At 64.7% G+C, this 20,981-nt stretch carries 21 protein-coding genes; 14 read left to right on the top strand and 7 right to left on the bottom strand.

Annotation, left to right across the window (positions count from 1 at the left end):
• Positions 1–61 precede the first annotated feature (61 nt).
• From ACO08C_RS08600 to ACO08C_RS08590, 3 genes are read right to left on the bottom strand one after another with little or no spacing between them, the layout of a single operon-like run.
• Positions 62–1,099, bottom strand: coding sequence for a serine hydrolase domain-containing protein (locus ACO08C_RS08600; protein WP_421784900.1), 1,038 nt, complete (start codon positions 1,097–1,099; stop codon positions 62–64).
• Positions 1,100–1,115: 16 nt separating this feature from the next.
• Positions 1,116–2,369, bottom strand: coding sequence for a sensor histidine kinase (locus ACO08C_RS08595; RefSeq protein WP_421784898.1), 1,254 nt, complete (start codon positions 2,367–2,369; stop codon positions 1,116–1,118).
• Positions 2,362–3,027 carry a response regulator transcription factor gene (locus ACO08C_RS08590; RefSeq protein ID WP_421784896.1) on the bottom strand — a complete coding sequence of 222 codons (666 nt, stop codon included), beginning with the start codon at positions 3,025–3,027 and terminating at the stop codon, positions 2,362–2,364. Before ACO08C_RS08590 ends, ACO08C_RS08595 begins: the two co-directional genes overlap by 8 nt.
• A gap of 401 nt (positions 3,028–3,428) precedes the next feature.
• Between ACO08C_RS08590 and ffh the strand changes: the two genes are divergently transcribed.
• From ffh to ACO08C_RS08535, 11 genes are all read left to right on the top strand, one after another.
• Positions 3,429–4,949: a signal recognition particle protein gene (gene ffh / locus ACO08C_RS08585; protein ID WP_421784894.1), complete on the top strand. Its 1,521-nt coding sequence runs from the start codon at positions 3,429–3,431 to the stop codon at positions 4,947–4,949.
• Positions 4,946–5,383 (top strand): hypothetical protein, encoded by a 438-nt coding sequence (locus ACO08C_RS08580; protein WP_421784893.1) that lies wholly within the window; start codon positions 4,946–4,948, stop codon positions 5,381–5,383. The genes ffh and ACO08C_RS08580 overlap by 4 nt, the downstream gene beginning before the upstream one ends.
• A 15-nt stretch (positions 5,384–5,398) precedes the next feature.
• The gene (rpsP, locus tag ACO08C_RS08575) at positions 5,399–5,917 is read left to right on the top strand and encodes a 30S ribosomal protein S16 (RefSeq protein WP_421784891.1); all 519 of its coding nucleotides are present in this window, start codon (positions 5,399–5,401) and stop codon (positions 5,915–5,917) included.
• 149 nt (positions 5,918–6,066) lie between these two features.
• Positions 6,067–6,582 carry a ribosome maturation factor RimM gene (gene rimM, locus ACO08C_RS08570; protein ID WP_421784890.1) on the top strand — a complete coding sequence of 172 codons (516 nt, stop codon included), beginning with the start codon at positions 6,067–6,069 and terminating at the stop codon, positions 6,580–6,582.
• Positions 6,583–6,718: 136 nt separating this feature from the next.
• Positions 6,719–7,960, top strand: coding sequence for a hypothetical protein (locus ACO08C_RS08565; RefSeq protein ID WP_421784889.1), 1,242 nt, complete (start codon positions 6,719–6,721; stop codon positions 7,958–7,960).
• A 168-nt stretch (positions 7,961–8,128) separates the two neighbouring features.
• Positions 8,129–8,734 carry a hypothetical protein gene (locus ACO08C_RS08560; RefSeq protein ID WP_421784887.1) on the top strand — a complete coding sequence of 202 codons (606 nt, stop codon included), beginning with the start codon at positions 8,129–8,131 and terminating at the stop codon, positions 8,732–8,734.
• A 150-nt stretch (positions 8,735–8,884) separates the two neighbouring features.
• Positions 8,885–9,595, top strand: a complete 711-nt coding sequence (gene trmD / locus ACO08C_RS08555) for a tRNA (guanosine(37)-N1)-methyltransferase TrmD (protein WP_421784885.1) — start codon at positions 8,885–8,887, stop codon at positions 9,593–9,595.
• Complete coding sequence (rplS, locus tag ACO08C_RS08550) at positions 9,592–9,990, top strand: 50S ribosomal protein L19 (protein ID WP_421784883.1); 399 nt, start codon at positions 9,592–9,594, stop codon at positions 9,988–9,990. The genes trmD and rplS overlap by 4 nt, the downstream gene beginning before the upstream one ends.
• A gap of 245 nt (positions 9,991–10,235) precedes the next feature.
• On the top strand, positions 10,236–10,952 hold the full coding sequence (locus ACO08C_RS08545) for a Sir2 family NAD-dependent protein deacetylase (protein WP_421784882.1): 717 nt from the start codon (positions 10,236–10,238) through the stop codon (positions 10,950–10,952).
• Complete coding sequence (locus ACO08C_RS08540) at positions 10,949–12,550, top strand: tetratricopeptide repeat-containing sulfotransferase family protein (protein WP_421784880.1); 1,602 nt, start codon at positions 10,949–10,951, stop codon at positions 12,548–12,550. Before ACO08C_RS08545 ends, ACO08C_RS08540 begins: the two co-directional genes overlap by 4 nt.
• Positions 12,547–14,121, top strand: a complete 1,575-nt coding sequence (locus ACO08C_RS08535; RefSeq protein ID WP_421784878.1) for a sulfotransferase — start codon at positions 12,547–12,549, stop codon at positions 14,119–14,121. The genes ACO08C_RS08540 and ACO08C_RS08535 overlap by 4 nt, the downstream gene beginning before the upstream one ends.
• Here ACO08C_RS08535 and arsC read toward each other — a convergent pair.
• Complete coding sequence (arsC, locus tag ACO08C_RS08530; protein ID WP_421784876.1) at positions 14,118–14,465, bottom strand: arsenate reductase (glutaredoxin); 348 nt, start codon at positions 14,463–14,465, stop codon at positions 14,118–14,120. The genes ACO08C_RS08535 and arsC overlap by 4 nt on opposite strands.
• Positions 14,462–15,307, bottom strand: coding sequence for an HpcH/HpaI aldolase/citrate lyase family protein (locus tag ACO08C_RS08525; protein WP_421784875.1), 846 nt, complete (start codon positions 15,305–15,307; stop codon positions 14,462–14,464). Before ACO08C_RS08525 ends, arsC begins: the two co-directional genes overlap by 4 nt.
• A 23-nt stretch (positions 15,308–15,330) precedes the next feature.
• Here ACO08C_RS08525 and ACO08C_RS08520 point away from each other — a divergent pair, with 23 nt between their 5' ends.
• From ACO08C_RS08520 to ACO08C_RS08510, 3 genes are all read left to right on the top strand, one after another.
• Positions 15,331–16,881 (top strand): DUF429 domain-containing protein, encoded by a 1,551-nt coding sequence (locus tag ACO08C_RS08520; protein ID WP_421784873.1) that lies wholly within the window; start codon positions 15,331–15,333, stop codon positions 16,879–16,881.
• Between the two features lie 77 nt (positions 16,882–16,958).
• Positions 16,959–17,819: a bifunctional hydroxymethylpyrimidine kinase/phosphomethylpyrimidine kinase gene (locus ACO08C_RS08515; RefSeq protein ID WP_421784871.1), complete on the top strand. Its 861-nt coding sequence runs from the start codon at positions 16,959–16,961 to the stop codon at positions 17,817–17,819.
• Positions 17,820–17,828: 9 nt separating this feature from the next.
• Positions 17,829–18,962: a serine hydrolase domain-containing protein gene (locus ACO08C_RS08510; protein ID WP_421784869.1), complete on the top strand. Its 1,134-nt coding sequence runs from the start codon at positions 17,829–17,831 to the stop codon at positions 18,960–18,962.
• Between the two features lie 143 nt (positions 18,963–19,105).
• Here the strand turns inward: ACO08C_RS08510 and ACO08C_RS08505 are convergent, their stop codons facing one another.
• Entirely contained in the window at positions 19,106–20,059 is a 954-nt protein-coding gene (locus tag ACO08C_RS08505; RefSeq protein WP_421784867.1) for an alpha/beta fold hydrolase, read from the bottom strand.
• Entirely contained in the window at positions 20,056–20,946 is an 891-nt protein-coding gene (gene rarD, locus ACO08C_RS08500; protein ID WP_421784865.1) for an EamA family transporter RarD, read from the bottom strand. Before rarD ends, ACO08C_RS08505 begins: the two co-directional genes overlap by 4 nt.
• Between the last annotated feature and the right edge of the window lie 35 nt (positions 20,947–20,981).

Below are 20,981 nucleotides of genomic sequence, written 5' to 3'. Positions count from 1 at the left end.
TCCCCGTTTTTGCCACCCTAGCCACGGTTGCGCCGCAAGTGGATGGGGCAATTCGCCATAGCTATCGCGCGGCCTCGCGGACCCGCCGCTGCAGCTCACGCAAATCCGGCAGCAGCTCCCGCAAGCTCTCACCCTCCATCAGCAAAACCGCGAATACTCCAGCCTCGTAATCGATCCACGGCAAGGCGCCATAAGCGCCCAGTGAATGCACAAGGCCGCAGCTGCCATCGATACGAATATCTTCACACCACACACCGAGCCCCGTTCCGCCATCTGCGGGAATCGGCCCTGGCATGTCACTGCGGTCGGCATTGGCACTCTGATGACGCGTCATTTCGGCCACCATTGAGGGCGAAAGTATGCGCGTTCCGCCTCCGGTCAGCGACGCCAGGATGCGGCGATAGTCGCGTGACGAGATCAACAAGCCGCCCGACAGGTTCACATTGACGCTGTCCAGCTGGCGTCCTGGCGATGTCGGGTGACTGAAATAGGTGTCCTCCAGTCCGAGCGGCCCGGCGATCCGGTGCGCGAACAGGTCCCGCCACCCGGTCCCGGTGGCGGTCTCGGCCAACAGACCTGCATTGGCAAAGCCGGCGCCACCATAATTCACTTGTCCGCCAGGCGGGTTGAGCGGAAGGGTCAGGGACAGTGCGTGTGCCGAAACCCAGAGAGGAACCGCATGGTCTTGATCGAGGCCATGGTCCTCGCTCATGCCCGACGTATGGGCAAGCATGTGGCGCAAGGTGACATCTCTGTAGCGCGGCTGCAGATAAGCAAGATACGACGAGGCCCGCGTATCGAGCGTCAAATGTCCGTCATCGACAAGCGTCAGCAACGTCGCTGCGACCACCAGCTTGGTGGCAGACGCCGCAACACGCACCGTGTCGGGCCGGTCGTCCCCGAGATAGCGTTCGTGATAAACCTCGTCGCCAAATCCGACCACCAGGCTGAGACCGTCAAGGTCGTGCCGCTCCATCATCGAGGCAAGATGCGCGTCTACGTGGCCCCAGTCGGCATGGCGCGGGTCTGCGGAGGCCGGCCAAGCCAGGAAAATCGACATGGCGAGACCGGCCAGCCCGAAGGCTTCTGGATGTTTCATATTTCTCTCCCGTGAACTAGATCGAACCGAAGGTAATCGTCGCCGACAGGCCCGGATCCGGGCCATTGCCGTCAAGACGCAGCTGCCAGGCAAAGCGCTCGCACAAACGCTGACACAGGATCAGGCCGAGGCCGACGCCATCCGCGCTGACGGGCGGTTCATGGCGGTTGATCGCCGCCCGGCGTTCTGGCGGCAGACCGCAGCCATTGTCTGACACCACAAGCGCCTCCCGGCTCAATGCGACGGATACCTGCGACGCGCCGGAATGCTGGATGGCGTTGCGTACGAGATTGGTGGTCAACACACCGAGCACGGCCGTCGGGGTCTGGCCCGCCAGCGGCGCCAAGTTTTCAAACTTGATCTTCGCACCGCGCGCGGACGCGGCGGATTTCAGCCGCTCGGCCGCCTGCTGCACTGCGAATCTGGCATCCTCGGTCTGGCTTGACGCATCCCGCGCCGGATCGGCTAGCCACAAGAAGGCTTGCGAGGCTTCCCCCATCGAATCGAGGGACCGCATCAGCCGATCATGGGCGGCGGGCTCCCTTTCGGCCGGCAGCAGCTCGGCCGCCTGTTGGGCGATCTGCAGCCATGATCGCCACTCATGGCTGATCCCTTCATTGAAGGCGCGTTCCCGCGCGAGCGCTTCGCGGGACCGCCGCAGGCTGGTTTCGATCACATTCGCCAACTGCCCGACTTCGCCCGAGCCGAACGATTGGGCGAAATCGTCGGGCATTTTGTCGCTTGGCGTAGCGCGGACCAGCTTCGCGAGCCGCGTGATCGGGCGCGCCGCCGTCCAGCCGGCCAGCCAGCTCACGACGAGTGAACAGAGAAGCAGTATTGCGCCGAACTGGGCCAGAATCCGCAAATAGCCATCAAGCTCGGACGTGACCGATCGTGTCCGCGACGTCTCAAGCACGATTGCCGGTGAGAACGATCCCGCCGCCGTGTTAAGGACCATTCCGTGATAATGCGCGCCGTCTCGTCCGTCGAACTCCTGAATCCGGTCGCTGGTCCAGGAAAATCCGTTCGGGATCAAGGCTTCCGCATCCGGTCCGTCGACCACCGCAATCCAGTCGAGTGACAGCCGGTAGGTCTGGTCTTCGGCCACAGCCGACCGATAAGCCGCCGCGTGAGCAAGGAGTACGTCCTCCAGCAGGCGGTCTTCCGTTGTATAGGCGAGAAGGATACAGGCGGCACTGTATACGAGGACCAGCACCGCGCCCCAGAGGCCGAAAATGATCGAGATGCGGCGGGCGAGTGACTTATTCATTGTCTTTCAACGCCAGCCGGTATCCGGCGCCTCTTAGCGTTTTGATGGTCATGCCGAAGGCACTCAGCCGGCTGCGCAGATCGCTGATATGCGACCGCAAGGGCGAGGAGTCCGGCTCCTCCTCTCCCCAGATTGCCGACACCAGTTGATCGCGCGGCACAATGCCGGGTGCGGCCGCGATCAAAGACGCCAGAATGGTCTGCGCGATATTGGGAAGGACCAGCGGTTTGTCCTCCACGACGAAGAGCCGGCGGCCGGGTTGCCAGCTGATCGGCCCGAACCGGATCGGTGACGGCGGCAGCGATCGCAGACCGGCAGCCCGAATCCGGGCTTCGAGTTCGGCCAGCGAAAACGGCTTGACCAGATAATCCCATGCACCCGCTTCGAAGCCGGACAGCTTGTCTTCGATCTCGCCGCGTGCCGTGATGAACAGCACCGGACGCGAGTCTCCCGTCGCCCGCAGGTCGCGGCACAGCGAAAACCCGTCGCATCCGGGGAGGTTGACGTCGACCAGTAGCTGGTCGTGCCCGCCGGCCAACGCCTGGTCCCGGCCGCTGCGCCCGTCATAAGCCCAGTCGACGACGTGACCGCGCGCCGCCAGGAAGTCGCAGATATTGCCGGCGATGTCGGTATCGTCTTCGATCAGCAACAAACGCATGACGTCTCCTTTCGGCGCCGTCCTATCAGACGCAGCTTCAACCGAAGCTCAAGCCCGCATTTCTTGACTTTCGCCGGCGGGCCGCGTATTGCCCGCCGCTCACACGTGCAAGCAGGGATGCTTGCCTTGACCGGTGCGACGACGCCGGCGAGGTCCCGCGGTCGGCGAAGGCTCGCTCACCGGGGTGGCAATGCCTATGTCTGCACGTGAACCTTCGGGGCTGACCCGATGTCAGCTGTTGTCCTCCCCCGTTCACGGGGGAGGTGGTCGCGAAGCGAGCGGAGGGGGCGAACGCCAACACGCCCCCCTCGGTCCTCCGGACCACTCCCCCCGCACGCGGGGGGAGACAGACGCAGCCGCGCATCTCGAAGGGCGGAGCAAGGATTGGAGACGGCGAACAGATGTTCGACGCACTGACAGAACGGCTTTCCGGGGTTTTCGACAAGCTCACCGGACGCGGCGCCCTCTCGGAGAAGGACGTCGATGCAGCCTTGCGCGAAATCCGTGTCGCGCTACTGGAGGCCGATGTCGCCCTGCCGGTGGTCAAGGACTTCGTCAAAAGGGTGCGCGAGCGCGCCGTCGGCGAGGATGTCATCCGCGCCGTCGCACCGGGTCAGCAGGTCATCAAAATCGTTCATGACGGGCTGGTCGACCTGCTGGGCGGCGAGGGCGAACCGGAAGGCTTGTCACTGACCGGCGAACCGCCGATCGTCATCCTCATGGCAGGTCTGCAGGGATCCGGTAAGACCACGACCTCGGCCAAGCTGGCACGCCGCATCCAGACCCGCGACAAGAAGAAAGTCCTGCTCGCCTCGCTCGACACGCGCCGCCCGGCGGCCATGGAACAACTCGAGCAGATGGCCAAGCAGGCCGAAGCCGGCTTCCTGCCCATCGTCAAGGGCCAGGGTGCGGTCGATATCGCCAAGCGCGCGCTGCAGGCCGGCCGCCTTCAGGGCTATGACGTCATCATTCTCGACACTGCCGGCCGGACCTCGATCGACGAGGATCTGATGGCCGAGGCGAAGGCGATCTCGGACGCCGCCAATCCGCGCGAGACGCTGCTGGTCGCCGATGCGCTGACCGGCCAGGACGCGGTTGAGACCGCCCGCCGTTTCCATGAGCGCCTGCCGCTGACCGGCCTGGTCCTCACCCGGATGGACGGCGATGGCCGCGGCGGTGCGGCGCTGTCCATGCGCCATGTCACCGGCCTGCCGATCAAGTTTGTCGGCGTCTCCGAGAAGGTCGACGGGCTAGACGCTTTTGACGCCAAGCGTATGGCCGGCCGCATTCTCGGCCGCGGCGACATTGTCGCCCTCGTCGAGAAAGCCGCCGAGGACGTCGATCAGGAGAAAGCCGAACGCCTCGCCCGCAAAATGGCGAAGGGCAAGTTCGACATGGACGATCTGCGCGACCAGCTGCAGCAGCTTCAGAAAATGGGCGGTCTGGGCGGCATCATGGGTCTGCTGCCGGGCATGAACAAGAAGATGCAGGCACAGGCCGCGGCCGCCGGCATGGACGACAGCCTGGTGAAAAAGCAGGTCGCGATCATCTCCTCGATGACCCGGCAGGAACGCAGGAAGCCGGACCTGATCAAGGCGTCGCGCCGCAAGCGGATTGCCGCCGGTGCGGGTGTCGGTGTGCCGGAAGTCAACAAGCTTCTGAAAATGCACCGCCAGATGGCGGACATGATGAAAAAGGTCGGCAAGAAGGGTCCGAAAGGCCTTCTGTCCGGCTTCACCCCGCCCGGAGGCGGCGGCGGTCCCGATCCGGCGCTGATCGAGCGCATGAAGGGCGCCACATCCGGTGGTCTGCCCGGACTGCCCGGCGGTGACACGAAGGAACAATCTGGCGGTCTGCCCGGGCTCGGCGGTGCGCCGCAGCTCGGACCGGACGGCCTGCCGATCGGTTTTGGCAAGAAATGACGATCATTACCGCCCTCTTCCTCTTGATGGCCGACAGCCATGCCACGCCGATTTTGCGGGTACCCCCGGACTATCCTGGCATCGCCGCTCAGTTCGGGATCACCGCGACGTGCCCGGCGGTCTTTGACGTCAGCCCCGAAGGCCGTCCGCACGATGTCTGTGTGACCTGCTACACGTCCGCGCCTGACTATCTGCCGCAATCGACTCGTGAATTCGTGGCCGCAGAGTTCGCCCGCGCAAGTGAGGCGGCCATCCTGCAATGGACCTATTCTGGAGGCGCCGCCGCGCGGACGAACATCCACACCCAGATCGAATTCATGCTTGCGGAGGATGACGGCTCGGAAATTCCCCCTCCCGAGGCCGGACCCAATTCGAATTGCACGCCCAATGAAATCAGCGGGCTAATCGCCAACCCCCGACAAATCACTGACTAACCAAGGAAAATACTCATGTCCCTGAAAATCCGTCTCTCCCGCGGTGGCTCGAAAAAACGCCCCTATTACCGCATCGTCGTTGCCGATTCGCGCATGCCGCGCGATGGCCGATTCATCGAGAAGATCGGCTCCTACAATCCGATGCTGCCGAAGGATGCCGAGCGCGTGAAGCTCGACCTCGAAAAAGCCAAGGATTGGTATGCCAAGGGCGCCCGCCCGACCGACCGCGTCGCGCGCTTCCTGCACGAGGCCGATGGCGAGACCTTCAAGTGGGAACATGGCAACAACCCGCAAAAAGCCAAGCCGGGCGCCAAGGCGCAGGAGCGCCTCGCCGAGAAGGCCGAGAAGGAAGCCGAGCTGAAGGCGGCTGAAGACGAAGCCAAGGCCGCCGCCGAAGCGCCGGCCGAGGAAGAGGCTCCGGCAGAAGAAGCTGCGGCTGAAGAAGCACCTGCGGAAGACGCCACTGCTGAAGCGGCTCCGGCCGAGGAAGCTCCGGCTGAAGACGCCGCCGAAGACGACAAGAAAGAGGGCTAAGGTTGCCCAAGGTCGACATCCTCGCCGTTGACGAGGGAGGTGTCCCGAAGGGACGGAGGGGGTGAGGAAATCTGCCTCCACCCCTCCCGTCTGGCGCTGCGCGCCAGCCACCCTCCCCGTCGAGGGGAGGGATGGGGGCTCTTCCTGAGATGACAGACAAACTCATCACCATCGCCCGCATCAAGGGGGCCCATGGCGTGAAGGGCGAGGCGCGGATCCAGTCCTTCACCGCCGCGCCCGACGCCTGTTTCACCTACGGACCCTTCCTCGACAAGGACGGCGAAGCCTTTCTCACACCGCTCAAATGGCGGCGCCAGAAGGACGAATTCATCGTCACATTCCGCGAAGCATTGACGCGCGAGGAGGTCGCCGCCCTGCGCGGCCGTGAACTCTGCGCCCCGCGGGCCGCCCTGCCGGAACCCGATCCGGACGAGTTCTACATCACCGACCTCATCGGCCTCACGGTGCAGACTGTGGACGGCGAGCCTGCCGGCCGCGTCGCGGCCGTACAGAATTTCGGCGCCGGTGATCTTCTCGAGATCGACGGCCCGGAGGGCCGCTTCTACCTGCCGTTTACCCGCGACGCCGTCCCGGCCGTCGATATCGCCGCCGGCCGCATCACCATCGACCCGCCGGTGCTGGATGAGGTCGAGGAAAACGGCTGACAGCAGCCCTGACTGCTGGCTAGAGTTGTGCGCAGTTGGGGAGTGACTCTGCATGCAAGCGGTGTTGAGTTTGCCGGCGCCCGGCCCGTTGGAGCCTGCACATGCGGTTACGCGGAATTTTGAAGGAGAATAGGCGTTGAGCGCGCTTTTCGCCCTTGCGGTTCAAGCCGTGCTAGCCGCCGAGCCCGTCAGCTGCATGGTGACAATCGATTTCGGTCCGCGCCGGATCGACGAGATCGATATCGACTGCCCGCCTGTCGCTTACCGCCAGGCACTCGAACAGGAAATCCGCGGCCGCATCGCGGAACACGACATTCCGCTATTGCCGCCCGCCATTCGGCAACAACCCGTCCAGCATGATATCGCTGCCTTTCTTGTGGATTCTGATGAGGGACCGCGCTGGTATCTGCAGCCTTTGACCATTCATCGTGCCGTCCCGGAACCGCCACGCCGTCAGATCATGCGGGGCCGGGAGGCGAAATGCCTCGCCCGCTATCATATCGTCGACACGCACGCACAACCGGTGGCGGTCACCTGTCAGTCCGATGGCGATGCCGACGCCTTCGCCGAGGCCGTCAGCCGCGCGTTTTCAGATTATATGATCACCCGAGGGCTCCCGGTCTATTGCGCTGACATGAGGGTGACGTTCGGCAGGGCCTGGGTGACAGAGCCGCAATTGATATTGCCCGATCGTCCGGATTGCGCGGCGCCCGCCGACCATTTGGACCTGTATCCTGAACCGGTCCGGCCCTATGCGCCGTTCCTGTCGGAATTCTTCAGCCGGTACGAGCCCGGAACTTACAATCCCGATGAGGGACACGCGCAATGCAATCTGCGATCCCATATTACCGGGCAGGGATACAGGTTCAGCGCGATCTGCCCGGAAGACGCGCCGCGGTACGACGAACTCTTGGAACTGGTGAACGATGCCCTGGACAGGGCCGGCCCGCTCAGCCGGCCTGGCGCGGCCTGGGAATATGATCTGCAGATCGAAGCGGAGTTTGACGCAGCGACGGGATGGCGCCTGCCGGCAGGTCAGATGCTAGTCTCCCACCCTTTCGAAATCAGTGAGGAAATGTATCGGCGGCGGGCATCTGTCACATGTCGCGCCAGCGTGATCCCGGACAATCACTGGCGGACCCGCTGGTATGATGTGAGGTGCGTGACATCGGTGAGTCCGGCGCGAATTCCCGGCGTCATCGCGCATGCCGATCAAAGCGTCCGCGCAATGATCGAGTCGGCGGTCTGGCTGCCATTGGCCGAAGATGGCTGTTTCACCGCAGAATTCGTGTTCGAGAATTTCAGCGCGGTGCACGATCGCGGCGTACCGGGCACCGACCCCGATACCTTGCCGGACCTTTGCCCCGTGGAGGATTAGACCGGGTTTCTCATTTGTCTGACCGCCGTCAGGCATGTCTTCCCGCAACACGATATACCGGCGCGACGCCAGACCCATGGGGCGAAACGGACGAAAACGGCTGACAAGCTGACGGCGCACCTGTTAAGGCTGAACCGCTGCTACTTTCAAGCGGAAGAGGTGACGCGGATGATTTTCGATTTGCTGGTGGCCAGTTTGTGGATGGAACCCATGCCGGCATCGGTGCCGCAATCGGCCTGCGAGGTCAGCTTCACGATCGCCAGCGCGCCGGGCGACCGCATCGGGTCGCGCAATGTCCGGGCCGAGTGCGATACAGAGGAAAACGCGGCCGGCGCCGAAGCCGAGGCGATCCGTCACGCCACATGGGAAAGGGCTGCCAATGAGCATCTGGTGCAGCTGCTGGATAGCGAAGTAACGGCCACGATCACGCTCTCCGCGGACCAAACAGATAGCGGTCTGGAATGGTGGGGCTATTCACAGCCCCTCGTGCGCATTCCGCCGCAATACTCGCTTCGCGGCAGTATGGTCGGGGCATCCGCGAGCTGTACGGTTGTGTACAACATCCGAAACGGTTTCTCACGGGTGGTCGATTCCAATTGCAACGCCCGCGAACAGGGCCGCTCATTCGGCCGCCAGGCCCGGAATACGGTCCGGCGCTGGGTGTTCAGCAATGGCCGGGACGTGGACTGCGAAGTGCTGCAGATCGCCTTCGTGATGGAGGCGCGCGATGAGGCCGAATGGCCGGCCACGCCGGCCTGCCCCCAGGACGAATAACCGCTTCATCATGCGGGGCTTTCGTATCTGAAAAGCGGCGAGCGGCCTCGTCGCCGATGGGTTGTCGCGGCTGGCCTGATTTCGGGCTGCTGCCGCGCAGCGCAACCCCCGACTCGCCAAGCGCGACGCCGCCTGCTAAACGCCGCGGCCATGTTCACCGCCAGCGTGCTCACCCTCTTCCCGGAGGCCTTTCCGGGGCCCCTCGGCGTCTCCCTGATCGGGACTGCGCAAAAGCAGGGATTATGGGCGCTAGAAACGGTGGACATCCGGGAATTTTCCCGCCATAAGCACGCCTCCGTTGACGACACGCCTGCTGGCGGCGGGGCCGGAATGGTCTTGCGCCCGGATGTGGCGGCGGCGGCAATTGATGCGGTGACTGCCTCCGATGAGGAGGAACGGCCGCTGATCTACATGACGCCCCGGGGCCGTCCGCTCACCCAATCCCGTGTCCGGGACTGGGCTGCCGGACCCGGCGTCGTCGTGTTTTGTGGGCGTTTTGAAGGGCTCGACGAGCGGGTCATCCAAACGCGCAAGCTGGAGGAGGTCAGCGTCGGCGACGCGGTCCTCGCCGGCGGAGAAGCGGCCGCCATGTGCCTCATTGAGGCCTGTGTGCGCCTGATCCCCGGAGTGCTGGGGGATCCGGAATCGGCCGCGGAGGAAAGTTTCGAGGGCGATCTCCTCGAATATCCTCAATACACGCGCCCGCGCGTGTTCGAGGGTGAGGAGATCCCCGAAGTGCTGTTGTCCGGTGACCATGGGGCGATCGCCCGCTGGCGCCGGGAAATGGCGGAAAAGACGACGCAGGAACGCCGTCCGGATCTGTGGGAGCGCCACATCCGCCGGCAAGGAGAAGACCGATGAACCTCATCGAGAAGATCGAAAAAGCCGAAGCCGCCCGTGTCCTCGGCGACAAGTCACACCCGGATTTCGACCAGGGCGACACGCTGAAAGTCCACGTCCGCATCAAGGAAGGCGAGCGTGAGCGGATCCAGGTGTTCGAAGGCGTCTGCCTCGGCCGTTCGGGTGCCGGCCTGCAGGAAAGCTTCACCGTCCGCAAAATCTCCTTCGGCGAAGGCGTCGAGCGGGTCTTCCCGCTGCACTCGCCGAATGTCGAGAAGGTGGAAGTCGTGCGCCACGGCAATGTCCGCCGCGCCAAGCTGTATTATCTGCGCGGACGCCGCGGCAAGTCGGCCCGGATTTCCGAGCGCACCACCGGCCGCGGCATGGAAAACGGCCGCGCCAAGAAGGCCGATTAGGCTTTCCGACGCCATTTCCGTTCGAAGAAGCCCGCCAGCCATGGCGGGCTTTTTTGTTACCTAGACGTCCGCCAAGGAGATTTTCCTCCCCCGTTCACGGGGGAGGGGGACCACGAAGTGGTGGAGGGGGCATGCCCCCCTCGTCGCTTCGCGACACTCCCCCCGCAAGCGGGGGGAGAAAAAGGGTCGGCACAACGCTGCCCTCTCCGGTTGGCGTGGATTGGCCAAGACGCCACACTGTCGCCATGACGCCTTCGCTCCTCATCCTCACGGGTTCCGGTGTTTCTGCCGAGTCCGGCCTCGGCACCTTCCGCGACACGGATGGCATCTGGGCGAAGTTCGACTGGCAGAGGCTGGCCACGCCGGAAGGCTTCCGCGACGACCCTTCCGAGGTTCACGCCTTCTACAATGCGCGCCGCCAGGGCTTGCGCGGCGCCGCGCCCAATGCGGCACATGCTGCTTTGGCCACGCTCGAGGCGGCCTGGGTCCGGTCGGGCGGCGAATTTACCCTTGTCACCCAGAATATCGATGATCTGCACGAGCGCGCCGGCTCGGAACGCCTCATACACATGCACGGCGAGCTTCTGCGGTCGCGTTGCGCCGCCTGCGGTGATCTGCGTGACTGCGACGGCGATCTGTCGATTACGATGAGCTGCGGCGCGTGCGGCCGCGAGGGACAATTGCGCCCGCACGTCGTCTGGTTCGGCGAAATCCCGATCGGCATGGACGAAATCTATGCGCTGCTGCCGCAGGCAACCCATTTTGCAGCGATCGGCACATCGGGTGCCGTCTGGCCGGCCGCCGGTTTCGCCGAAGAAGCCGGGCGCGCCGGGGCGAAAACCTGGGAATTGTCTCTGGATGCCGGGGAAAGCGGTCACGCCTTCACGCATGCCATTTATGGGAACGCCACCGAAACCGTGCCGGCCTGGTGCGAGCGTCTGCTCTCGGAGACGTTCTCATGACCGCGCTTTTGAAACAGGCCCAGGCCGCGCTGACCGCCGGAAATGCCCAGGCCGCCCTGCAGGCGTCGCAGGCCGCGGTGCGCGCCAATCCCAACGATGCGACGGCGCACTACCTGTCAGCCGCCGCATTGCGCCTGGCCGGGCGCGCGGGCGAAGCGCTGAAAACTCTCGACATGCTCAACCGGCAGATTCCCGATCAGCCGGATCTCATCAACATGGCGGGGCTGTGCCGCCGCGACATGGGCGATCGTGCCGGTGCCCAGCGCGATTTCGAACAGGTCGTGAGGTTGCGCCCGGATCATGCCCCGGCCATCGGAAACCTGGCCAGCCTGCTGGCCGGCCCGGCGCCGGAGAAGGCCATTCCCTTGTTCGAAAAGCTGGCCGCCTTGCAGCCGCAGAATCCGGAACCGCTCGCCATCGCCACAGGGCTAAGCCTGCGCCTGCGCGATCTCGATGGCGCCAAAGCCCTCGCCGGACGCGCCGCGTCGATCGATCCCGACGCCTGGCTGGTCCGGTCCGCACAGGCCGCCATCGCGCTCGCAGAGGACGACGCCGGGACCGCGCGCACCCGTCTCGAACCGGTCATGGCCAGCGCCCGCGGTGCACCGGCCTTGCTGGCCACAGCCTGGGGGCGCCTCGCAGAGGCCTGTCACAAGCTGAAGGACCCCGCAGCCGCCTTCAACGCCTGGCAGTCGGCCAATGATATACAGCGCGCCGCCTCGCAGGACCGGTTCGCGACGTATGACGGCCCGCGCTCTCTGGCCTCCGCCGAACGCCTCGCCAACTGGTTCTCCAACCATGATCCCGCGCCGCCCGAAGTCGCGGACCTGACCGGCCCGGCACCAGTCTTCCAGGTCGGGTTTCCGCGCTCGGGCACGACGCTGCTCGAACAGATGCTGGATGCGCATCCCGATATCGAGACGCTTGAGGAGCAGGATGCCATCGGCCCGGTGATCCGCGCCGTCGGCGACCGGCCCGAAACGCTGTCCCGTCTCGATACCCTGTCTGCGGCCGACATCAACGCCATCCGCGCCGCCTACTGGCAGCAAGCCCGCCCCGACGGCCCGCCGCCTTCCGGCCGGATATTCATCGACAAATACCCGATGAATCTGGTCTGGCTCGGCCCGCTGATGCGCATCTTCCCGGACGCGAAGATCATTCTCTGCCTGCGCGATCCGCGCGATTGCGTGCTGTCGGCTTTCCAGCAGCGTTTCGCTGTGAATCCGGAAATGTACCGCACGCTGCGCATCGGCGAATGCGCACAGCTCTATGATGCCGCCATGCGCGCCGGACAGGCCGCATTGGCATCCAAACATGCCGTCCCGGTCCATGCCTTGCGATACGAGGATCTGATCGCCGACTGGCGCCCCGAGATCACCCGTGCGCTCGAATTCCTGGGCGCCGGATGGCATGACGAGGTCGCAGCCTATCGCGAACGCGCGGCCAACAAGGCCATCAAGACGCCATCGGCGCCGCAGGTTGTAAAACCTCTCTATAAGGGCGCGATCGGCAAATGGTCGGCCTACCGTTTTGTGCTCGAACCAGCGCTGCCGGTGCTCGCCCCCTGGATTGATAAATACGGTTACGAGGCTTCATGACGACGACACTTCAATCGGGTTTTGCCGCGCTTCAGACGGGGCAGGCGCAACGCGCGCTCGACATTGCCCGAGCCCATGAGGCCGACCCCAATGCGCGCTACCTGGAAGGTCTGGCCTTGCGCGCACTCGGCGACAGCAAAGCGGCGTTTGACGTGTTTTCCGCGCTGACCGAAGAGCATCCGCAAATCGCCGATTTCGCGAACATGGCCGGGCTGTGCGCTGGCGATCTCGACCGGCTCGAGGACGCAAGGCAGGCCTTCGACCGCGCGCTCGCCGCCAATCCGCAATTCGTCAATGCACCGTTCAATCTGGGCCGCATCCTGGCCGCTGCCGGTGAATTGAACGCAGCGGCCGACGCGTATCGCGCAGCGCTGAAGATCGAGCCGGATCACTTGCCGAGCCTGCGCAATCTCGCGCACGTGCTGGAGCTGGCCCACGAGGCCGACCAAGCCGAAGAAGCCGCCGAAGCGGCGCTGAAGCTTGCCAGAGGCGATGCCTTGGCATTGGCCGTCAAGGCCGCTGCCATGATCCGCCGCGGGGCGCATCGCGAAGCCGCGGAAATGATCCAGACGCGCCTGCCCGCGGACGCGCCGGCCACCAATGCCGCGTTGGCGCTCGGCCGTGCCGGCGAGGCACTGGAGAAGGCCGGGGAGTTCGAAGCGGCGCTGGCGGCTTTTTCCGCCGCCAATCAGAAGCTGAAGCGCCAGTATACGAACGCCTATGCCGGTATCCGCAACGGCTTTGCCCTCGACCGGGTCAAACAGCTCGCGCAATGGCCCGGCATTCCGGTGGATACGGAAACCGGACTCACGCATCCCGCCCCGGTCTTCCTTGTCGGATTTCCCCGTTCGGGCACGACGCTGATCGAGAATGTGCTGGCGGCGCATCCCGGCATCACGACCAGCGACGAGGCCGAACTCTCTGCGCCACTGATCGAATCCGCTGGCGATACGCCCGATGATTGGCTCACCTTCATGGAAGCCATGCCTGCCGAGCGTGAAGCGCTGCGCCGCAAATACTGGGAAGGCTGGAAAAAGGGCCCGCCCGAAGGCGTTTTCATCGACAAATTGCCATTGAACCTTGCCTATGCCGGCTTGCTGTCGGCGGTCTTTCCCGACGCCAAATTCATCCTTTGCCTGCGCGATCCGCGCGATTGCGTTCTCTCAGCCTACAAGCAGCGCTTCGGCATGAATGCCGCCATGTTCCGGATGCTCACCATGCCGGGTGCGGCGGCCTATTACGACGCCGCCATGCTCGCGGGGAGCCGGGCGCTCGATCGCGTCCCGGACGCGCAGAAGATCGAGATAAAATACGAGGATTGCGTCGCCGACCTCGAAACCCAGGCGCGGCGCCTGGTCGGCTTCCTCGGCCTCGACTGGACCGGCGAGGTGATGGATTATCGCGAACAGGCAAAAACCCGTGCCATCTCGACGCCTTCAGCGCCGCAGGTGGTGCAGCCGATCTATGACAGCTCGGCGGGCCGCTGGCATGATTACGCCTTCGCGCTCGAAGCCGTCCGGCCGATCCTCGACCCCTGGGCGCTGCGCTGGGGTTATGACGATCCGCGCTAGAGAATTCCGAGAACGGTCTCCGGAGGCCGGCCCAGCGCGGCGCGCGCGCCATTGATGACGACGGGCCGCTCGATCAGCTTGGGATGTGCCGCCATCGCGGCCAGCAGCCGGTCTTCATCCGCCTCATTCTTGAGATCGAGCGCCTTGTAATCTGCCTCTTTCGTGCGCATCCAGGCGCGAACGGTATCGAACCCGAGCTTGCCCAGCACGGTTTTCAGCTCGTCCACCGACGGCGTCTCGTTCAGATATTCGCGGATCTCGGGCTCCACGCCTTTCTGGCGCAACAAGGCCAGCGTCTCGCGCGATTTTGTGCAACGCGGATTGTGCCAGATTTCAACGCTCATCGATTGTCCCTTGTTTGCTGTAGAATCGCTTCCGCCTCAGCAAGATGCAGACGTTCGGCCATCGTGCCTTCGAACGGGATCGCACCCTTGCCCCTGTTTTCCGGCGCCGCGAAGGCCGCGACAAGCCGTTGCGCGCGCTCGATCTCTGCGGCGTCAGGCCCGAAAGCCGTATTCGCGGCCGCCACCTGAGACGGATGGATCAGCGTCTTGCCGGCAAACCCCAGCGCCTTGCCGGCGCGCGCTTCGGCGGCAAACCCGTCCGTATCGGTATAGGCATTGAAAACCCCATCCAGCGGCGTCAGCCCGTAAGCATGGCCGGCAGCGGCGATCCGCGCGAGATGCGGCACCAGCGCCTCGCGGGACCCGGTCTTCATTTCTTTCGCAAGGTCATTGGTGCCGGCGATCAGTCCGGCCAGCTTGAGTTCGTCCGCTGCTTCCCCGATCTCGCGCAAATGGAACAAGGCCAGCGGTGTTTCGATCATAGCCCAGATCGGCGGCCCCGATGGCATCAGATTCCGCGCTGACCGCAGATCAGCAGCGGTTTCTGCTTTCGGCAGCACGATCGCATCGGCCTCCTGGGCGGCGGCGATATCTCCGGCTTCCAGGCCCGTGCCGATGCCATTGACGCGAACGGCCCGCAAAGCGCCACTGCCCGCCCAAGCCGCCAGGGCTTCCGGCACGCTTTCGCGGGCCGCGTCTTTTTCCTCCGGGCCGGCAGCATCCTCCAGATCGAGGATCAGCATGTCGGCTCCGAGGCCGGCCGCTTTCTCGATCGCACGCGGCCGCGAACCCGGCACGAAAAGCGCGGATCGGATCGGTCGAATCGCAATTGAACGCGTCATGATGGCCGCTATAACATGGCGGAATGCCGAACGTATTGGTCCTGTCATCACATGTGGCATCGAGCCGGGTGGGTGGGAAGGTCGCGACGACAATCCTCGAAAACGCGGGCGTCGATACCGTCTTTTGCCCGACGGCCAACTATGGCCGCCATCCCGGCCTCGGCGCGCCTGGCGGAGCCGCCGTCGCCGACGAGGCTTTTGCCAATATGCTCGACGGCGTCGAGCAGAATGGCTGTTTTGAAAATATCGATGCGGTTCTGACCGGCTATTTCGCATCGCCGGTTCAGGTCGAGATAGCGGCGGCGGCGATCCGGCGGATTCGCGAAGCCGGTGGAAAACCGATTGTCGCAGTCGATCCGGTGATCGGCGATGACGGCAGCCTCTACGTGGCCGAATCCGTCGCCCGCGCCATCCGCAAACATCTGGTGCCATTGGCCAGCTTTGTGGCGCCGAATGCCTTCGAACTGGGCTGGCTGACCGGCCATGAGGTCACCGACGCCGATTCGGCACGCCGCGCGGTCCAGAAGCTGGGCCGCCCGGCCCTGGTCTCGTCGATACCCGCCGGGGACGAGATCGGCGTGATGTATGAGGATTCCGGCGAAATGCGGCTCCGCACCCATCCGCGCTTCGACAAGGCGCCGAGGGGGGCGGGCGATATGCTGGCCGCCGAATTCCTGCTCAACCGTGTTGCCGGGGCTCCGATCGATGTAGCCCTGCACCATGCCGTTCTGATGGTCTATGACGCGATATTGAAGTCGCGCGAATGGGACTATGCGCAGCTGCCATTGCCACAGCAGAAATCCGGTCGGATTCACCCGGATGCCGCAATCGCCGGAGGCATGCGCCGCCATCACCGGGTCGGGAAATCGCCGTGCTGGGTCTTGGGCCTCGATGGTTGCCGCGGCGGCTGGATCGGGGTCTGGTATGACATTCACGGCCATGCCTCGCCGCGCCATCAAGTCTTTGCGCGGCTCGACCAGATTTTGCTGGAGCCCGACCGGCCGGACGTCATCGCGATAGACATGCCCATCGGCTTTCCCGAACGCGCCCAGCCGGGCGGCCGTCAGTGCGAACGCGAAGCGCGCACCCGTCTGAAAGGCAAGACCTCCTCGGTTTTTTCCGCGCCCAGCCGCGAAGCGCTTGGCGCAGCGAGCTATGAGGAGGCATGCCGCATCAACGCCAAGGAGGGCGGACCGGGTCTGTCGCGGCAATCCTTCAACCTGTTTCCGAAAATGCGCGAAGTCGACGCTTTCATGGCCTCCTCCCTGGGCCCCGCCATTCATGAAACCCATCCAGAGACCGCGTTCGCCGTACTCAACCGGGGGCCGATTCTGGAACGCAAGCGGACCGCCGAAGGCCGCGCGGCGCGGCTCACCGCTCTGCGCAAGATGGACTTTCCCGTTTCCGTCATCGATCCGCACGCCTATCCGAACACCCAGGCTGCGCCGGACGATCTGGTCGACGCGGCGATCTGCGCGGTGGTCGCCCAGCGCATCGCGAACGGACAACATCTCACCCTGCCCGAAAACCCGCCCTATGATGCCCGCGGCCTGAAAATGGCGATTCACGCTTGACGCCGGATGACCCCCTGCCAGCGCGCAGCCTCAAGCAGGGCTCTGTTCAGCCTTTGCCGCGCCGGTAACATGACCACATGCCGCACGTCCTGATTCTGTCTTCCCTTGTCGCCGGCAGCCGGGTCGGGGGCCGCGTCAGCGCGGCGGCCCTGGAAGCCCGAGGCATCGACACCTCCTTCTGCCCGACCGTGCTGATGGGACGCCATCCCGGCCATGGGAAGCCGGGCGGTGGCCCGGTGCCCGACGAACAATTCGGCGCGATGCTGGAAGGCCTTGCCGCGCACGGCCTGTTCGGCCTCTTCGATGCGGTCCTGACCGGCTACTTCGCCAGCGCCGGGCAGGTCGAGATCGCTGCCGCCGCGATTGCGGAAATCCGCAAAGCGCCGCGCCGGCGGGGCGATGCAAAAGCCTTCAGCGAGCGGCCGCTCATCGTTATCGATCCGATCATCGGCGATCGGGGTGCGCTCTATGTCGATGACAGGGTCGCCAACGCCGTCCGCGATCAGCTCGTGCCGCTGGCCGACATCATCACGCCGAACGCGTTCGAGCTCGGTTGGCTGGCCGGCCAACCGGTCGACAGCCCGGCCGGCTTTCTGTCCGCCGCCAACCGGGCCGCGCCCGTCACCTTCATGACCTCGGCACGGTTCGGCGACCGCTTCGGCACCGCTTACCATGCCAGCGGCCATGCCGCGCTCGCCGCCCATGCGGAGCTGGAAACGGTTCCCAACGGCACGGGTGATCTGTTCGCCGGAGAATTGCTCGGCGAACTGATCCTCGGCACCGCCCCCGGCGACGCCTTCGAGACCGCGGTACGTCATACACTGGATGCCGCGCTCAAAGCCCGCGACTGGAACGCCTTCGAACTGCCCGACATTTCCGCCCGCCGGCATAAGCTGCATGCCGAAGCGGTGATTGATTTGCAGCCGCTGAAAGCGTAGCTCCACACCATGACACAGACACCGTCCATCAACGGCCATACCGCCGCCGGTTTCGAACCGGTCCGGGATGTTTTTTCCACGCTCTGGGACGGCACGGACGAGATCGGTGCGGCCTTCGCGGTCGAGATCGGGGGCGAGCGCGTGATCGACCTCCGCGGCGGCTGGACCACGCCGCGCCATGAGGCGGAATGGTCGGACGACACCATCGTTCCGGTGTTCTCGACCGGAAAAGCCATCACAGCCCTGGTCATGGGATGGCTTCAGGATCAGGGTCAGTTCAGGTTCAGTGACCGCGTTTCCGACCACTGGCCGGCCTTCGCGCAATCGGGAAAAGCCGAGGTCACGATCGCCCAGGCGCTCTCCCACCAGGCGGGATTGTCCGGCCTTTCCGAGGAGATGGAGGCGACCAGCTGGTTCGACCGCGAAGCGATCGAGGACAAGCTCGCCGCCCAGGCCCCGCTCTGGCCGCTCGGCAAGGGGACGGGCTATCATCCGATAACCTTTGGCTTTATTGCCGATGCCATTGCCCGGCGAACCGACGGGCGCACGATTGGCGAAATCCTCAAGGACGAGGTCGCCGGTCCGCGCGGTATCGACTTTTTCGTCAGCACGCCGGAAAGCGAGCACGCCCGCATCGCCGAGCACAAGCTGCCGCCGAAACCGCCCTTCCTCGGCAAGATCAACGACATCAAGGCATTGGCCTTCCTCAAACCCTGGTCGAGCCCGGGCCGCCGCGGCGCGGACGCCTGGCGCTGCGCCGAATTCCCCGCCGCCAACGGACATGGCAGCGCGACGGCGATCGCCACGCTGATGGGCGTCTTCGCCAATGGGGGAAAGCTCGGCGGCGAACAGCTCCTGTTGGAAAACACTGTCAAAGAAATTATGACCGAGCAGGTCGCCGGCGAAGACCGCGTCCTGCCCTTCGATCTGTCGTTCGGCATTGGCGTCATGCGCAATCGCGACAGCCGCCACTATGGTCCCGAACCGCAAGCCATCGGCCATTACGGGCTGGGCGGGTCCTGCGGTTTCGCCGACCCGGTGCGCCACATCTCGGGAAGTTTCACGCCGAACCGCCTGCGCGAAGTCCTCGCCGGCGATCCCCGCGCGGTAAAGCTGATCGAAGCGGTCTATGGGTGTTTGTAACCAACTAACCGTGCGTTTTTTCTCCCCCTGCTTGCGGGGGGAGTGGCCCGAAGGGCCGAGGGGGGCTTGCCCCCTCCGTCAGCTCCGCTGACACCTCCCCCGTAAACGGGGGAGGAAAGGGGGAGAGTCTCAAGCCACGCAGATCACCCAAATCGCCGCGTCACCCACTCCTCGATAAACGCCGCGAGCTCGTCCGGGCGCTCCCACATCGTCCAGTGACCGCAGCCTTCCAGCACGTGCGATTCCAGGTCCGAACACAGCGCCGGCATCCATTGCATCAGCATGGGCGGCAGCATGAAATCGGCGTCCGCGGCGATCATCAGGCAGGGGATGGACAGGCGGTGGTCCACCCCGCCCATGCGCTCCCAATTGCGGTCGAAATTGCGGTAGACATGGGTCGGCGTAACCGCGCCCGTCTTCGCATAGGCCTTTGCGTAGATCGCACGGTCCTCGGCCCCGACGACGAGCTCGCTCTCCGGCCGGCCCGGATGCCTGGCGAAATTCTTGACGATATGCGTGACGCCGGGGAAGAGCTGATCCAGCAATTCCGGCGGGGGCGGCGCGGCAAAGATGTAATTGAAGAAGGCATCTTCCTGGCCTTCGAACGCCGCGCGCACCGTCTCCGGATCCTGGAATTGCAAAATGTAATGATCCTCGCCGCCCATCGCCTTGAAGGCCTCCGAGGGCGGTGTCGACGGCCGCGGCAGGTGCGGCGTGTTCACCCCGATCGCGCCCAGGAAGCGCTCCGGCACCAGGCAGGCGGCCTGCCACATGATGATGCCACCCCAGTCATGCCCGCACCACACGGCTTTTTCGATCCCCAGCGTATCGAGGAGACCGGTGAGGTCGGCGGTCATCTCGTCGATGCCGTAGAGGTCCGGATCGTCCGGCGCATCGCTGTCGCCGAAGCCTTTGAGGTCCGGCGCGATGACGCGGAAACCGGCATTGACCAGATGGTGCCAGACTGGCTTCCAGGAATAGGACAGCTCCGGCCAGCCATGGACGAGGAGCAGCGGCACCCCGTCCTCGGGACCGCCCAGCCGCACGGCCAGCTCGATGTCGTGGGATGTCAGGCGGACGGGATCGGGCAAACTCATGCGGGCGCGGCCTTTCTGCGGCGGATCATCGACACAGCAAAGCATGCCAGCCCCGCCCAGATAAAGCCGAATGTCACCGCGTGCGCGGCCGAGAAGGGTTCGCCATAGGCGACACCGACCGCGAACTGAAGCGTCGGGGCGATGAATTGCAGCAGGCCCACGGTCGCGAAATGCAATCCGCGCGCGCCGATGATGAACAGCAGAAGAGGCGCCACGGTCATCGGCCCGGACAGGATCAGCAGGAGGGCTGGCCAGGGCCCGTCGAGGAAATGCCCGCCCGTCGACACTTCGATGAAGGAGAGTGCGATCAACGACGGCAAAAACAGGATCAGCGTCTCGACGAACAGCCCGACCCGCCCGTCAACCGCGATCGTCTTGCGGATATAGGCATAGAGGGTGAAGCTCCCGGCCAGCGCCAACGCGATCACCGGCAACGTCCCGACCGTCAGAATCTGGTTGATCACGCCGATGGCCGCCAGCACCACCGCGGCGGCGCGCCAGCGTCCGAAACTCTCGCGGAAGACGAGAATCCCCACCGCCACATTCATCAGCGGATTGATGTAATAGCCGAGCGAAACTTCCAGCACGCGGTCGGTGTTCACCGCATAGATGAAGAGCCACCAGTTTCCAGCAATCAGGATGGCCGACAGAAGGAGCAGACCCAGCGTCTTGGGCCGCGTCAACACGCCGGCCACCTGCGGCCAGCTGCGTGCCAGCCAGATCACCAGCGCCAGCGTTGGTACGGACCAGATGGCGCGGTGCAGCACGATCTCCGACGCTGCGGCAAAACCCAGCAGCTTGTAGAAGATCGGCGACAGCCCCCAGATCGTATAGCCGGACACGGCCGCCAGGCCGGCCCGCGCGGGAGACGCGGAAGAGGATGTCATGCGCTGACCGCCTTTCGTTCAGACGGCCATTTAAG

This window comes from Hyphobacterium sp., assembly GCF_965229905.1.
GTDB lineage: Bacteria > Pseudomonadota > Alphaproteobacteria > Caulobacterales > Maricaulaceae > Hyphobacterium.
The sequence above is the reverse complement of the archived record's forward strand: the minus strand, read 5'-3'. Positions and strand labels throughout refer to the sequence as shown.